This is a genomic window from Amycolatopsis rifamycinica (assembly GCF_000695625.1).
In the GTDB taxonomy this organism is placed as follows: Bacteria; Actinomycetota; Actinomycetes; order Mycobacteriales; family Pseudonocardiaceae; genus Amycolatopsis; species Amycolatopsis rifamycinica.
Window position 1 is genome coordinate 101,431 of record NZ_JMQI01000082.1, and the last position, 14,245, is coordinate 115,675.

Here is a 14,245-nt window from a genome sequence, read left to right on the forward strand (position 1 = left end):
TCGAATCGGCTGCTCACCTGGGCCGAACCGGTGCGCCGGTGTCGCCGATCGACGGTCCGGAAGCCCGCGGATCCTGGGGTTTCCGCGACGAACGGTCCGTGTGCGGTCGCCGTTCGCCGTCCGTCGGGGCCCTGGGGCTTCGGTCGGGCCGTACGCATCACTGGGCGTTCATCGCCTCGTAACCACCGGTTGTCGCGTGGGGGTTCCGGGCAATGTGCAACTTGCCGTTAAGTGAGATGTGCGACACCACGACCGGGTTTAGCGGGTCGCTGAGAACCGGAACTTGAAGGCAGGAAAACACTGATGTTGGACGCGAATTGGCCGGACAGCTGGCGCGGTGCCTTCCGCATCGAACTGCGGGCGGAGGCGATCGGTCTCGCCTGGCGCGGCTGGCCGGTGCTCCCGGGCATCGACCCCGCCCCGCTCACCGAGGGCGACGACCTGACCTGGCGCCGTCCGGTTCCGGCCATCGACGCCTGGCGTGAGCAGACCGGCACCCACGCCCACGAGGTCGCCACCTGGTTCTCCGACCGCACCCACAGCCTGCTCGTCGCCACCGGCACCGTGCTCGACGCCGTCGAGGTCGACGACGAAATCGGCAAGCGCGCCTGCCGCCTCCTCCGCGCCATCGGGCACCCCGCGCCCATCATCGTGCTGCCGAACGGCCGCTGGCTCTTCCTCACCACCGTCGCCGACCACGTTCCGGCCGAGCTGGCGACCCGCGCTTCCGTCCAGTGGCACGGCAAGGACAGCTACATCCCGCTGCCGCCGTCGCCGTTCCAGCACGGTGTCGTGCACTGGCGCGTCAAGCCCGAGGTTTGCGGCTGGCAGCTGCCGGACGCCGCCGAGGTGCACGACGTTCTCGTGCGGGCCCTGGCCGGCGAGCGCTCGCCGCAGCTGGTCCAGTCCAGCGCCGCCTGAACCCACCCGAACCACCGCCCGCGGCCGGTCCCAGCCCGGCCGAGGCGGAGCAGGACACAACTCCATGAACCACCATGTGGCCGTTCTAGGGGCCGTGTTGACGCAACGCCCCGAGCACGGTTCCCAGCACGGCCACTGCCCCCGCCTTGTCCAGCGGTTCGTTGCCGTTCCCGCACTTCGGCGACTGGACGCAGGACGGGCATCCCGTCGGGCACTCGCAGGAGACGATCGCCTCCCGCGTTGCGGCCAGCCACGGGACAATCGCGGCATAACCGCGTTCGGCGAATCCCGCACCCCCGGGATGGCCGTCATGCACGAACACCGTCGCCTCCCCGGTGTCTTCGTGCCACGCGGTACTCACCCCGCCGATGTCCCACCGGTCGCACGTAGCGAACAGCGGTAGCAGGCCGATCGCCGCGTGCTCGGCGGCATGCAGGGCACCGGGGATTCGTGCCGGAACCAGACCGGCACTCCCCGGTGCCCTGCCACCCTCGCGAACGGGCCCCCGACCGTTCGCCGGGGCTTCCTCCCCGGTCCCCACCGGCCCCGCAGATTCGGTCCCCACCCGATGGCCCCCGGTCCCCACCTCGCCATCGGTCCCGGAATCGCGAACGTCCGGGGCCGCGGGAACGGCCGAGCGGGCCGAGCGCCGCGGCTCCTCAGGCCCGAGCAGCTCGGCGGACACCGTGTACCAGACCGCCCGCGTACGCAGGCTCTGCTCCGGCAGGTCGAGCGGCGTGTGGTCCAGCACCTCCCCGGACGGCCGTCGCCGCAGGTAGCCGACCACCTGCGACGTCACCGCCACCTCGCCGAGGCAGACGCTCACCCCGCCGTAGTCCTGCTTCTCCTGGGTGCTCAGCACCGAGATGTCGACGATCTCGCGCGGTGTCGTCGTCCAGTCCGGGTTCTCCGCGTGCACCAGCGCCAGCCCGGTCTCCAGATCGAGCTCGTCGACGACGTAGGACGACCCCTGGTGCAGGTACACCGCTCCCGGATGCACCGTGACGCAGGCCGAGCCCGGGTCGACCGTCCCGAGCATCCGGCCCGAGTCCGCCTCCACCACCGCGATCTGCTCCCCGCCGGTGCCGCGGATGCCGACCTCGGCGTGCGGCCGGTCCCGCGAAGTCCAGTACCAGCCGCTCGACCGGCGCCGCACCAGCTTCTGCTCGGCCAGCTCGGCCAGCACCTCCTGGGCCGCCGCGCCGCCGAACACCTCCAGCTCGGACAGCGTCAGCGGCAGCTCGGCCACGGCGCACGCGAGCTGCGGCGCCAGCACGTACGGGTTCGCGGGGTCGAGCACCGCCGTCTCCACCGGCCGCGAAAGCAGCGCCGCCGGGTGGTGCACCAGGTACGTGTCGAGCGGGTCGTCGCGCGCGACGAACACCACCAGCGCCGAGTCGCCCGAGCGGCCCGCCCGCCCGGCCTGCTGCCAGAACGACGCGAGCGTGCCCGGGTAGCCGGCCAGCACCACCGCGTCCAGACCCGCGATGTCGACGCCCAGCTCCAGCGCGTTGGTCGTCGCCACCCCGAGCAGCCGGCCCGACAACAGCGCGGCCTCGAGCGCGCGGCGCTCCTCCGGAAGGTAGCCCGACCTATACGCGGCAACGCTTTCCGCCAGCGCGGGGTCCACTTCGGACAATATGCGACGCGCACCCAGCGCGGCCAGCTCCGCGCCCCGCCGCGACCGGATGAAGGCCAGCGACCGCGCGCCTTCCAGCACCAGGTCGGCGAGGATCCGCGACGTCTCGGCCCCGGCCGACCGCCGGACCGGCGCGCCGTTCTCCCCGGTCAGCTCCTCCAGCAGCGGCGGCTCCCACAACGCGACCGTCCGGGCGCCGCGCGGCGACGCGTCGTCCGTCACGGCGACACAAGGCACCCCCGTCAACCGCGAAGCGAACGAAGCAGGCGAAGCCGTCGTCGCCGACGCGAGAACGAAGACCGGCGACGCGCCGTAGTGCTCGGCCACTCGCCGCAGCCGGCGAAGCAGCAGGGCGACGTGCGAGCCGAAGACGCCGCGATAGCTGTGGCATTCGTCGACGACCACGCAGCTGAGCCGCCGGAAGAACGTCGCCCACCGCCCGTGCGCCGAGAGGATCCCGCGGTGCAGCATGTCCGGGTTGGTGAACACCCAGTTCGCGTGCGCGCGCACCCAGTCGCGCTCGGCCATCGGCGTGTCCCCGTCGAACGCCGCCGCCCGCACCCCGGGGACGTCCAAAGAGGACACCGACCGCAGCTGGTCGGCCCCCAGCGCCTTCGTCGGCGACAGGTACAGCGCTGTGACAACCGGGGCTGCGTCCCGGGCCGGGGGCTCCGCGACCCGGGACCCGCGAACCGAAGCTTTCGCCTTCTCGCCCGCGGCCAGCCGGGACAGCACCGGCAGCTGGTAGGCGAGCGACTTGCCCGACGCCGTCCCGGTCGAAATGACCACGTGACGGCCCTCGTACGCGTGCGCAGCCGCCTCCACCTGGTGCGCCCAGGGCGCGGACACACCGCAGTCACGCAGCGCAGCGACAACCGCCGGATCCGCCCACGACGGCCACTCTGCGTAGCGCGCGGCGCGGCCCGGCAGGTCCGCGACGTGCGTGACCGGGTGCTCGCGCGACGGGGTGCCGGCGGTCACCCGCCTCAGCAGCCGCTGCCCACGTGATTCGTCCACCCGCCGAGCTTGGCACAGGGGTACGACAGTTCTGGCATCCCCAGCTGCGCCAACGCATCGGCGGAAGAGTGATCGATCAAGTGAGGAGGCTCACAAGGTAACGGAATGTACCGTCCCCGGGACGGCGTGAAGACGCTGGTTGCGATACCAATACACTCCCGCAATCCACACCCTCTGTGGTGAGCGTCATGTGAGACGTGCATTGCTGCCCGGCTAGCGTGTCGCTCGGTACAGGGTCCATGCCAGCGCCGGCCGTGTCGAACCCTCGGCTTGCCGTCGACGTTGGCGCTCGGCGACGTCTCATGGAGGACGAATGTCACGGCAGTTCCTCGCGGAGGGCGGATCCATCACGCTCTCCGGAGGTGGCTACACGATTGTCGGTGTAGTCGCCGTGGTCGCGCTTGCCGCACTCGTCATCGGCTACGTCTTGCTCAAGGAGGTGCTGGCCGCAGGCCAGGGCACCGCCAAGATGCAGGACATCGCCAAGGCGGTGCAGGAAGGCGCGGCCGCGTACCTCAAGCGGCAGCGGAACACCCTCGCCATCTTCGGCGTGATCGTGTTCCTCCTGCTCTTCATCCTTCCCGCGGACGACTGGAACGAGAAGATCGGCCGTTCGATCTTCTTCCTGGTCGGTGCGGGGTTCTCGTTCGCGATCGGCTACCTCGGCATGTGGCTGGCGACGCAGGCGAACCTGCGCGTCGCGGCCGCGTCGCGTGAGGAGGGCGGCCGCGAGAAGGCGATGCGCGTCGCGTTCCGCACCGGCGGCGTGGTCGGCATGATCACCGTCGGCCTCGGCCTGTTCGGTGCCGCGGTCGTCGTGCTGGTCTACACCGGCCAGGCGCCCAAGGTGCTCGAGGGTTTCGGCTTCGGCGCCGCCCTGATCGCGATGTTCATGCGTGTCGGCGGCGGTATCTTCACCAAGGCCGCCGACGTCGGCGCGGACCTGGTCGGCAAGGTCGAGCAGGGCATCCCGGAGGACGACCCCCGCAACGCCGCGACCATCGCGGACAACGTGGGCGACAACGTCGGTGACTGCGCCGGCATGGCCGCGGACCTCTTCGAGTCCTACGCCGTCATGCTGGTCGCCGCGCTGATCCTGGGCAGCACCGCCTTCGGCGTGCACGGCCTCATCTTCCCGCTGATCGTGCCGGCCATCGGCGTGATCACCGCCGTCATCGGTGTCTACATCACCAAGGCGCGCGCGGGCGAAGGTGGCCTCGTCACGATCAACCGCTCCTTCTACATCTCCGCGGTGATTTCCGCGGTGCTGTCGGCGATCGCGGCGTTCGTCTACCTGCCGAGCAGCTTCTCCGACTTCGGTGCCGGCTACGAGAACAGCGGCAACCCGGCGGTCATCGCGACCATCGCGGTGATCATCGGCATCGTGCTCGCGGCGATCATCCTGAAGCTGACCGGTTACTACACCGGCACCGAGTACAAGCCGGTCAAGGACGTCGGCAAGACGTCGGAAACCGGCCCGGCGACGGTCATCCTGTCCGGCATCTCGGTCGGCTTCGAGTCCGCTGTGTACACCGCGCTCGTCATCGGCGCGGCCGTGTTCGGCGCCTACCTGCTGGGCGGCGGCGTCGCGCTGTTCGCCGTGGCGCTGGCCGGCACCGGTCTGCTGACCACCGTCGGCGTCATCGTCGCGATGGACACCTTCGGCCCGGTTTCGGACAACGCGCAGGGCATCGCCGAGATGTCCGGTGACGTCGACGAGAAGGCCGCGCAGATCCTGACCGAGCTCGACGCGGTCGGCAACACCACGAAGGCGATCACCAAGGGCATCGCGATCGCCACCGCGGTCCTCGCGGCGACGGCGCTGTTCGGGTCCTATTCGGACGCGATCTCGAAGACGCTGGTCGGCATGGGTGCCGGCGTGGCCGACGGGATGTCCGCGACGAAGTCGTTCGTCAACGCGATCGTCAGCCCGAACACGCTGGTCGGCGTCATCGTCGGTGCGGCCGTGGTGTTCATGTTCTCCGGCCTCGCGGTGAACGCGGTTTCCCGCGCCGCCGGCGCTGTCGTCTTCGAGGTGCGCCGCCAGTTCCGCGACATCCCGGGGATCATGGAGGGCACCACCCGCCCCGAGTACGGCAAGGTCGTCGACATCGTCACGCGCGATTCGCTGCGCGAGCTGACCACGCCGGGTCTGCTGGCGGTCTTCGCCCCGATCGCGGTCGGCTTCGGCCTGGGCACCGGCGCGCTCGCCGGCTACCTGGCCGGCGCGATCGCCTGCGGCACCCTGATGGCGATCTTCCTCGCCAACTCCGGTGGCGCGTGGGACAACGCGAAGAAGCTGGTCGAAGACGGCAACCACGGTGGCAAGGGCTCGTCCTCGCACGAGGCCACCATCATCGGTGACACCGTGGGTGACCCGTTCAAGGACACCGCCGGCCCGGCGATCAACCCGCTGATCAAGGTGATGAACCTGGTCTCCGTGCTGATCGCGCCCGCCGTCGTGCAGTTCTCGATCGGTCCCGACGAGAACGCCGCCGTCCGCATCATCATCTCGCTCGTCGCGGTCGCCGTGATCGTGGCGGCGATCGTGGTGTCGAAGCGGCGCGGCACCGTCATCTCCGACACTCCGGCCGAGATCAAGGCCTGAGTTCCAGGGTGCCCCCGGGCCCGGTACGCGGCGACGCGTGCCGGGCCCGGGGTTTGCCCCGGCATCCCAGAAAGGCCCGGCGACTTGCGGAGCACCACCGAGTCGGTACCGTCGGGCCTGCCGGGACGTCGTCGGTCAGGAGGTACGCGAGTGCGGCAGCGGCTGACCGTTTTCGCCGCGCTGACCACGACGATCGCCCTCGGTCTCGCCGGGTGCGGGCAGCCGGCCACGGAGCCGCCGCCGGACCCCGATCCGCCGCTCGCGACCATCGTTCCCCAGGCCGATCCCGCGGCGAAGTGGGCGGGTGGCTACTGCGACGCGGTGACGCACCTGGTCCGCGTGCTCGCGGACCTGCCCGCGGTCGATCCCAGTACCCCGCAGAAGGCGTCCCGGACGTCCAGTGACCTGCTCTCGTCGGTGGTGGGCGGGCTCGACCAGAGCCTGGCCGGTCTGCACGCGCTCGGCGCGCCGCCGGTGCCGTCGGCGGACGGCGGGCGCGAGGACGTCATCGGCCAGTTCGCCGAAATCCGCACGGAGGCCGAGAACGCGCGCCGGCGCATCGAGGCGGCCCGCGGGAACGCGGCGGCGACCAAAGAAGCCCTCGGCCAGGCCCAAGCGGCGCTCGACCGCATCGACGCGCTCGACTACCTCAAGGGCGTCAGGGACGTCCCGGCCCTGGCCGCGGCGGAACAGCGCGCGCCGGCCTGCCGGCGGCTGGGTCAGCCTGCCGGCTGAAGATCCCCGCGAGACCTGCCGCGAATCGAACTTGTGTTCTAGTATGGCGCGGTGGATCGGACGATCTCGCTCTTCTCCGCGGAGGCCAGCGGGCCGGACCTGGGCGACCTGGCCGGCCTGTTGTGCTGCCACGGCCAGATCACCGGCTTCGGGCGCACCGCCGCCCGGCTGTCGGTGGTCGTGGAGGAGCCGTGGCGGGCCCACGTCCTGGCCGGCGAGTTCCGCTGCCGCGGGGCGGACGCCCAGGTCTCGAAGGCCGACTGCGGCCGTCCGCAGGTGCGCACGTCGTTCCGGGTCGACCTGCTGCCGCTGGCGCTGCAGTGGCTGCGTGAGGGCCGCGCCGGCCCGGTGGAGGACGACTCGGGCAAGGCGGTGCCGGAGGGGTTCCGGCTGAGCGGCGCGATGCTGCGGATGTGGGCGCTGGCCAGTGGCCGTCCGGCCACGCAGGGTTACCTGCTGGGCGTCGACCCCCTCGCGCCCGGCATGCACGAGCGGCTCGTCGAAGCGCTGACGCCGTTGGGCGTCGCGGCGAAGCTGGCCGGTCCGAAGGCCGAGGTGCCGGCCGTCAAAGTCACCGGGAAACGCCGGCTGGAGGCGCTGTTGGAGCTGATCGGGGAGCCGCCGCCGGGCGCCGAAGCGGCGTGGCCGGGTGCGGCGCCGCAACCGGTCCCGCACCCGGAGGCCGTGACGAGCACGGCCTGACCGGGCGCGGGAGCCGGTCAGGGCCGGGGCAGCGTGCAGCCGGCCTGGGTGAGCGCGATTTCGTTGGCCGCGGTGAGGCAGGCCGGGATGCCGTAGGTCTCCTGGCCGTAGTTCGTCTTGTAGTGCACCGTGACGTTGCCGGCCTGGTCGACCTCGCACGGGTTGTTCTCCGTGCAGCGTTCGCCGTCCTCGTTGCCGGTGTTGTTCACGCCGACGACCTTGCCGCCGGAGATGATCGGCGAGCCGGAGGTGCCGCCGATGGTCTGGCAGGCGGACGTGTAGCGGATCGAGTCCTTCCACGTCCAGCTGCCTTCCTTCAGCCGGTAGACGAAACCGTCGATGTTGCAGGAGTAGATGCGCTTCCAGTAACCGGAAACGACGTCGATCGCCGCGCCGGCCGCCGGGTGCGCGTTGGACAGCTCCAGCGGCGCGATCCCGTAGCTGGCCTTGATCTGCGCGTAGGTGGTGGTGAGCTGGTAGAGCGACACGTCGGTGTCGGTCATCGTGCCGTAGACGATCTTCTTGGCCCGGAGCGTGGCCTTGTTGCTGCCGCTGGCGGTGAGCAGCGTGAACGTCCGGCTGGAGGCGCGGTTGGTGATCACCTGCCCCGGCGCCGGGAAACCGGTTTCGAGGCAGTGCCCGTTGGACATGACGAGCGCGGGCGCGGAGTCGGGCGTCGCGGCCGGCTTGACCACCGACCCCGAGCAGTTGGACAGGGCCACGGTGCCGGCGAAGTTCGCCGCGGCCGCGTTCGCCGGAGTGGCCCCCAGCAATACTGTGGCGGTCACGGCGGTGAACAGGGCGCCGAGCAGGCGTCGGGTCATGGCGGGTCCTTTCGGCTGGACGGGGAAACCAGTGAAGCGGTGACATCCCCGCGGCCACCACCGTCGAACGGAGGGTATCCGGACGGTCACGCGCTAGGCTGCGCGGGACGTGGCCGAAATCACGTGGCAGGTACGTTGGGGAAACATCGTCGAGGTCAGCGGCGATGCGCTGGGCACAGGACCGGCGGCGTGTTGGGCCACCTCCGCGCCATCCGGCCGGGAACAGCGTGCACACTGGCAGGTCGAGACACGGGCCCTGGCAGGGACGTGGTGCAGTCCCGCGGCGGCGGGGCGAGATGAGCGGAGAGCAGGACAGCGTGGCAGGAGCACGGACCAAGAAGAGCGGAGCCTCGGCGGACAACGGCGCCGGGCACCGGCGGCTGGTCATCGTCGAGTCGCCGACGAAGGCCCGCAAGATCGCGCCCTACCTCGGCGGCGGTTACGTCGTCGAATCCTCCGTCGGGCACATCCGCGACCTGCCGCGTGGTGCCGCCGACGTGCCCGCCCAGTACAAGGGGGAGGCGTGGGCGCGGCTCGGCGTCGACGTCGACAACGGCTTCAAGGCGCTCTACGTGGTCACCCCGGACAAGAAGTCCAAGGTCACCGAGCTCAAGGGGCTGCTGAAGGACGTCGACGAGCTCTACCTCGCCACGGACCCCGACCGCGAGGGCGAGGCCATCGCGTGGCACCTCCTCGAGACGCTGAAGCCGAAGGTCCCGGTCCGCCGGATGGTCTTCCACGAGGTCACCGAGCAGGCCATCCGCGCGGCCGCCGACTCGACCCGCGAGCTCGACGCCGACCTCGTCGACGCCCAGGAGACCCGCCGCATCCTCGACCGCCTCTACGGCTACGAGGTCTCGCCGGTGCTGTGGAAGAAGGTCATGCCGAAACTTTCGGCGGGCCGCGTGCAGTCGGTGGCGACCCGGATCGTGGTCGAGCGCGAACGCGAGCGGATGCGCTTCACCTCGGCGTCGTACTGGGACGTTTCCGCCACGATGGACGCGGGCGAAGAGGCGTCGCCGCGCAACTTCTCGGCTCGCCTGGTGGCCGTGGACGGCGCTCGCCTCGCCACGGGCCGCGACTTCGGTTCGGACGGGCAGCTCAAGGCATCCACCAACGAAGTCCGCGTGCTGGCGGAAGCCGACGCGCGGCGCCTCGCCGAGGGGCTCAAGCAGCGTGACTTCAAGGTCGCGAGCGTCGAAGAGAAGCCGTACACGCGTAAGCCGTACGCGCCCTTCATGACCTCGACGCTGCAGCAGGAGGCGGGCCGCAAGATGCGGTTCACCTCGGAGCGCACCATGCGGATCGCGCAGAAGCTGTACGAGAACGGCTACATCACTTATATGCGTACCGACTCCACGACCCTGTCGGAGTCGGCGATCTCGGCCGCGCGCAGCCAGGCCACGCAGCTGTACGGCAAGGAGTACGTCTCGCCGACGCCGCGCCAGTACACGCGCAAGGTCAAGAACGCGCAGGAGGCCCACGAGGCGATCCGGCCGTCGGGCGAGGTCTTCCGCACGCCGGGCCAGGTCGCGGGCGAGCTGGACACCGACGAGTTCCGGCTCTACGAGATGATCTGGCAGCGCACGATCGCGTCGCAGATGGCGGACGCCAAGGGCACCACGATGTCCGTGCGCATCGTCGGCAACGCGACCTCGGGCGAGGAGTGCACCTTCGCCGCTTCGGGCCGCACGATCACCTTCGCGGGCTTCCTGAAGGCGTACGTCGAAGCGGTCGACACCGAGACCGGTGGCGAGGCCGACGACAAGCAGAGCCGCCTGCCGGTGCTGGAGAAGGACCAGGCGCTGACGGCGGCCGAGCTGAGCCCGGACGGCCACACGACGTCGCCGCCGGCCCGGTACTCGGAGCCGAGCCTGGTCAGCAAGCTGGAAGAGCTGGGCATCGGCCGCCCGTCGACGTACGCGTCGATCATCAAGACCATCCAGGACCGCGGGTACGTCTGGAAGAAGGGCTCCGCGCTCGTTCCGTCGTGGGTCGCGTTCGCCGTGATCGGCCTGATGGAACGGCACTTCGAGCGGCTGGTGGACTACGACTTCACCGCCGGCATGGAGGACGAGCTCGACCGCATCGCGGCCGGCGACGAGCAGCGCGCGCAGTGGCTGTCGAAGTTCTACTTCGGCGGCGACATGGGCGTCGACGGCTCGATCGGCCGCCTGGGCGGGCTGAAGAAGCTGGTCGAGGGCAGCGTCGAGGACATCGACGCGCGGGAGATCAACTCGATCCCGCTGTTCAGCGACGCCGACGGGCACACCGTCGTGGTCCGCGTCGGCCGCTACGGGCCGTACCTCGAGCGGGAGGTCGACGGGAACTCCCAGCGCGCGAACCTGCCGGAGGACCTGCCGCCGGACGAGCTCACGCAGGAGATCGCGGAGAAGCTGTTCGCGACCCCGCAGGAGGGCCGCACGCTGGGCACCGACCCGGTGAGCGGGCACGAGATCGTCGCGAAGGAAGGCCGTTTCGGGCCGTACGTGACCGAGGTGCTGCCGGAGATCGAGATCCCCGAGGACGCGACGGCCGCGCAGAAGAAGGCGGCGAAGGCGAAGGCGCCGAAGCCGCGGACGGGCTCGCTGTTCAAGTCGATGGACATCGAGACCATCACGCTGGACGACGCGCTGAAGCTGCTTTCGCTGCCGCGCGTGGTCGGCAAGGACCCGGAGTCCGGTGACGAGATCACGGCGCAGAACGGGCGCTACGGGCCGTACCTGAAGAAGGGCACGGACTCGCGTTCGCTCTCGACCGAGGACCAGCTCTTCTCGATCACCCTCGAAGAAGCGCTGAAGATCTACTCGGAGCCGAAGCAGCGTGGGCGGTCCGCCACGGCGAAGCCGCCGCTCAAGGAGCTCGGCGAGGACCCGGTGTCGAAGAAGCCGATGGTGGTCAAGGACGGCCGGTTCGGCCCGTACGTGACCGACGGCGAGTACAACGCGACCCTGCGGAAGGGCGACGAAATCGAGTCGCTGACCGCGGAGCGGGCGGCCGAGCTGCTGGCGGAGAAGCGGGCCAAGGGCCCGGCGCCGAAGCGGAAGGCGCCGGCGCGCAAGCCGGCGTCGACCACGGCGAAGACGGTCAAGGCGGGCACGACCAAGAAGGCCGCCGCCGCGAAGTCGACCACGGCGAAGCGCTCCAGCTCCACCGCGACGAAGGCCAAGTAAGTCCGGCTTGAAGACCTCCCCTCGGCTGAGGGGAGGTCTTCACGCTTTTGAGTGACACCTCGAACGGATGTTCGGGAAATTGTCGGTGGTGCCGGGTTCCATGGACGCGTGACCAAGACACCACGCACCGTGCACACGGTGACCACCAAGATCCTCAAGCCGGTCCGGGCGGCGGCCGCCGGCAGTTCCACCGCCATGGACATGATGGAGTCGCTGACCGGCTTCATCGGCACCGGCGGAGTCTGCGGCGTGGCCGTCGCGATGTCCGACGAGCCGTGGACTTCGGCGTTCTTCGACGACCGGACCACGTTCGGCATCGCCGGGGATGGCGTGCACCTGACCGGGTCTTCACCGGGCAACGTCACGGAGCTGCTCCGCATGGCGTTGAGCCGGCTGCCCTCGCTGCCCCCGGCGCCGGGCGAGGGGCTGTACCTCGACGCGGACGAGCGGGGCGTGCTCGAGCCGGAGCAGGAGTGCCTCGTCCTCGACCTGATGGACGATCTGCGGCGGGTCCGGCGTGGCACCGTCCAGTTCGACATCCGCCGCGACGGCTCGCCGCCGCGGTGGGAGATGCTCGCGTTCGTCGACGACGACCGCGGACGGCACCTGGCGGCCCTGAGCAGACCCCGGGGCGGCCACCGCCGGCTCTGGTGGCTGCCCGGCTCCGTGGAGCGGCTCGCGGAGTTCGTCGAGGGGCGGGTGCCGGAGCATGGCTGAGCCGCTCACCGACCGCTCGCAGACCGATCTCACCCGCTCGAACACATGTGCGAGAAATTGTCGGTGCCAGGGTGTTCAATCTAGGGGTGAGCAACGCAGTCGCCGTCTTCGACGTCATCGACGAGGTCATCGCCCCGCTGTCGGCCGAGGTGCCGGAGCGGCCCTCGGTGATGGAGTTCTACGACCCCGAGTTCGAGATCCCGCCGGTGCTGGCGGACACCGGGCCGCTGCCGGGGCGTCGCTCCTCGCCCGCGTCGACCCTCGCGGACGAGGTGGAGCAGTACACGCGGTTCGTCGCCGGGATGGCCGCGATCGGTCTCGCGCCGGGTGGCGAGGTCACCGCGGAAGCCGTCGGGCTGTACCGGGCGCTGCGCGGCGGCTTCATCCGCGGCGTCGTCACCGGGGTCTTCCCGGCCCGGGCCAAGCCGTGGGAGGTGCGGTTCTTCGGCGACGAGGACTACACCACGGTCCTGCACAAGCTGGGCAACCGCGCGCGGCTGCGGTCGGGCTTCCTCAGCGAGCTACCGGGCTGGGTGTTCGACGGGCTGCCCGACCGGCCGCCGGGGCCGGGCGAGCACGTGCGCATCGAGACCGACGAGCGCGGGCTGATCCCGCGGCAGTGCGAGCGGGCGGTCGAGCTGATCCGGCAGTGCGCGGCCCGGCCGCGGCTGGGCACGGTGCTGGTCGACCTCGCGGTGCGCGACGCGATCCTGGCCGAGTACCCGCACGGCGCGTTCGGGCTGGTGGACAACGACCTCGGCCGGTACCAGTTCAGTGCCGCGGTGGCCCGGACCGGGCGCTGGACGGTCACCTGGGGTCCGGCTTCGCGGAGCACGGCGGAGCAGTGGATCGTCGAGGCGGTGCAGAGCCATGCCTGAGCACGCGGCAGTGCGGACGACGGCCGGCGAGGGCGTCGACAGGGTGGTCGCGGCGGCGTCGAAGGACCTGACCGTCCGCGAGGCGATCCTCGCGGCCGCCGAGCTCAACAACGGCGTCCCGGAGCCGAGGCCGGCGGCTGCGGCTCCGGCGGACCCGGACGAGAGGCGGCGGCATGGTTGAGCGCACGGCGGCGCGGGAGCTGCTCGAGCTGGCCGCCGGTCCGGTGCTGGCGGCGATGCCGGACCGTGAGCCGGTCGACAGGCTGTACAACCCGGACGTCAGCGACCACGAGATCCTGGTTCACGGCCCGGTGTCGGACGATCCGGCGGACCTGGTGGCCGAGGTCGAGCGGCACATGGCGTGGGCGGCCTGGATCGACGGCACGCCGTTCGGCGAGAACGGCGAGCTCAACGAGCTCGGCTTCGAGGTGGTGTCCCTGATGCTGCGCGGTTCGGTCCGGGCGGCGCTGTGCGGCGTGTTCGACGACGGCCCGGAAACGGCGGACATCCGCTGCTACGCGGACGGCGAGCGAGCGTTCATGATGGGCTCCCTCCCCGGCCGCACGGCGATCCACCTGGCCGACTTCGAGGAGCTGCCGGAGATGCTGGTGGCGGAGCTGCCGGAGGTCCCGTTCGGCAGTTCGGCACGGGCGATCTGGGTCTCGGTGGACGACGACGGCCTGGTCCACGACGGCCAAGACGACGACGTGGGCGCGATGCGGGAGCTACTGGCCCGCCCCAGGTCGGGAACGGCGGTCCTGGACATGCTGGCCTTCGGAGGCCTGTGCGCGGAGTTCCCGGACCACGGTTTCGTCCTGGTCGACACGGACCTGGGCCGCTTCGCCCTGGCAGCCCTGCACCGAGGGGACGGCCGCCGCCAGCTGGTCCTGAGCCCCTTCAGCCGCGGCATGCTCCGCGACTGGTGCCGCAAGATGATCGACCTCGGACAGGAGGAGACGCCCTGACGCCCTGAGCGGACGGTCCGGAGGCAAGACAGAGGAGGCGGGAGGGAGGGGAGGGGGAGAGGGCGG

General features: G+C 70.9%; 11 protein-coding genes. 9 read left to right on the plus strand and 2 right to left on the minus strand.

Annotated features, from left to right (window positions below):
- Positions 1-303: 303 nt before the first annotated feature.
- Positions 304-921 carry a bifunctional DNA primase/polymerase gene (locus tag DV20_RS41155; protein WP_043789106.1) on the plus strand — a complete coding sequence of 206 codons (618 nt, stop codon included), beginning with the start codon at positions 304-306 and terminating at the stop codon, positions 919-921.
- A gap of 85 nt (positions 922-1,006) precedes the next feature.
- On the opposite strand, the gene DV20_RS41160 is transcribed toward DV20_RS41155, so the two are convergent.
- On the minus strand, positions 1,007-3,541 hold the full coding sequence (locus DV20_RS41160) for a DEAD/DEAH box helicase (protein ID WP_043789108.1): 2,535 nt from the start codon (positions 3,539-3,541) through the stop codon (positions 1,007-1,009).
- A 349-nt stretch (positions 3,542-3,890) separates the two neighbouring features.
- Here DV20_RS41160 and DV20_RS41165 point away from each other — a divergent pair, with 349 nt between their 5' ends.
- The 3 genes from DV20_RS41165 (at position 3,891) to DV20_RS41175 (ending at position 7,622) form a co-directional block, all read left to right on the plus strand.
- Positions 3,891-6,185, plus strand: a complete 2,295-nt coding sequence (locus DV20_RS41165) for a sodium-translocating pyrophosphatase (RefSeq protein WP_043789109.1) — start codon at positions 3,891-3,893, stop codon at positions 6,183-6,185.
- Positions 6,186-6,335: 150 nt separating this feature from the next.
- Positions 6,336-6,920, plus strand: a complete 585-nt coding sequence (locus DV20_RS41170) for a hypothetical protein (protein ID WP_043789110.1) — start codon at positions 6,336-6,338, stop codon at positions 6,918-6,920.
- Positions 6,921-6,971: 51 nt separating this feature from the next.
- Complete coding sequence (locus DV20_RS41175) at positions 6,972-7,622, plus strand: hypothetical protein (protein ID WP_043789111.1); 651 nt, start codon at positions 6,972-6,974, stop codon at positions 7,620-7,622.
- A 17-nt stretch (positions 7,623-7,639) separates the two neighbouring features.
- On the opposite strand, the gene DV20_RS41180 is transcribed toward DV20_RS41175, so the two are convergent.
- Positions 7,640-8,446: a S1 family peptidase gene (locus DV20_RS41180; RefSeq protein WP_043789112.1), complete on the minus strand. Its 807-nt coding sequence runs from the start codon at positions 8,444-8,446 to the stop codon at positions 7,640-7,642.
- Between the two features lie 296 nt (positions 8,447-8,742).
- Here DV20_RS41180 and topA point away from each other — a divergent pair, with 296 nt between their 5' ends.
- The 5 genes from topA to DV20_RS41205 all read left to right on the plus strand — a co-directional run bounded on the left by topA (position 8,743) and on the right by DV20_RS41205 (position 14,179).
- The gene (topA, locus tag DV20_RS41185) at positions 8,743-11,619 is read left to right on the plus strand and encodes a type I DNA topoisomerase (RefSeq protein WP_200876608.1); all 2,877 of its coding nucleotides are present in this window, start codon (positions 8,743-8,745) and stop codon (positions 11,617-11,619) included.
- Positions 11,620-11,727: 108 nt separating this feature from the next.
- Complete coding sequence (locus DV20_RS41190; RefSeq protein WP_235191152.1) at positions 11,728-12,336, plus strand: ESX secretion-associated protein EspG; 609 nt, start codon at positions 11,728-11,730, stop codon at positions 12,334-12,336.
- An 86-nt stretch (positions 12,337-12,422) separates the two neighbouring features.
- On the plus strand, positions 12,423-13,214 hold the full coding sequence (locus tag DV20_RS41195) for an ESX secretion-associated protein EspG (RefSeq protein WP_043789113.1): 792 nt from the start codon (positions 12,423-12,425) through the stop codon (positions 13,212-13,214).
- Positions 13,207-13,395 (plus strand): hypothetical protein, encoded by a 189-nt coding sequence (locus DV20_RS41200; protein ID WP_043789115.1) that lies wholly within the window; start codon positions 13,207-13,209, stop codon positions 13,393-13,395. Before DV20_RS41195 ends, DV20_RS41200 begins: the two co-directional genes overlap by 8 nt.
- Positions 13,388-14,179: a hypothetical protein gene (locus tag DV20_RS41205; RefSeq protein ID WP_043789116.1), complete on the plus strand. Its 792-nt coding sequence runs from the start codon at positions 13,388-13,390 to the stop codon at positions 14,177-14,179. Before DV20_RS41200 ends, DV20_RS41205 begins: the two co-directional genes overlap by 8 nt.
- The last annotated feature ends 66 nt before the right edge of the window (positions 14,180-14,245 follow it).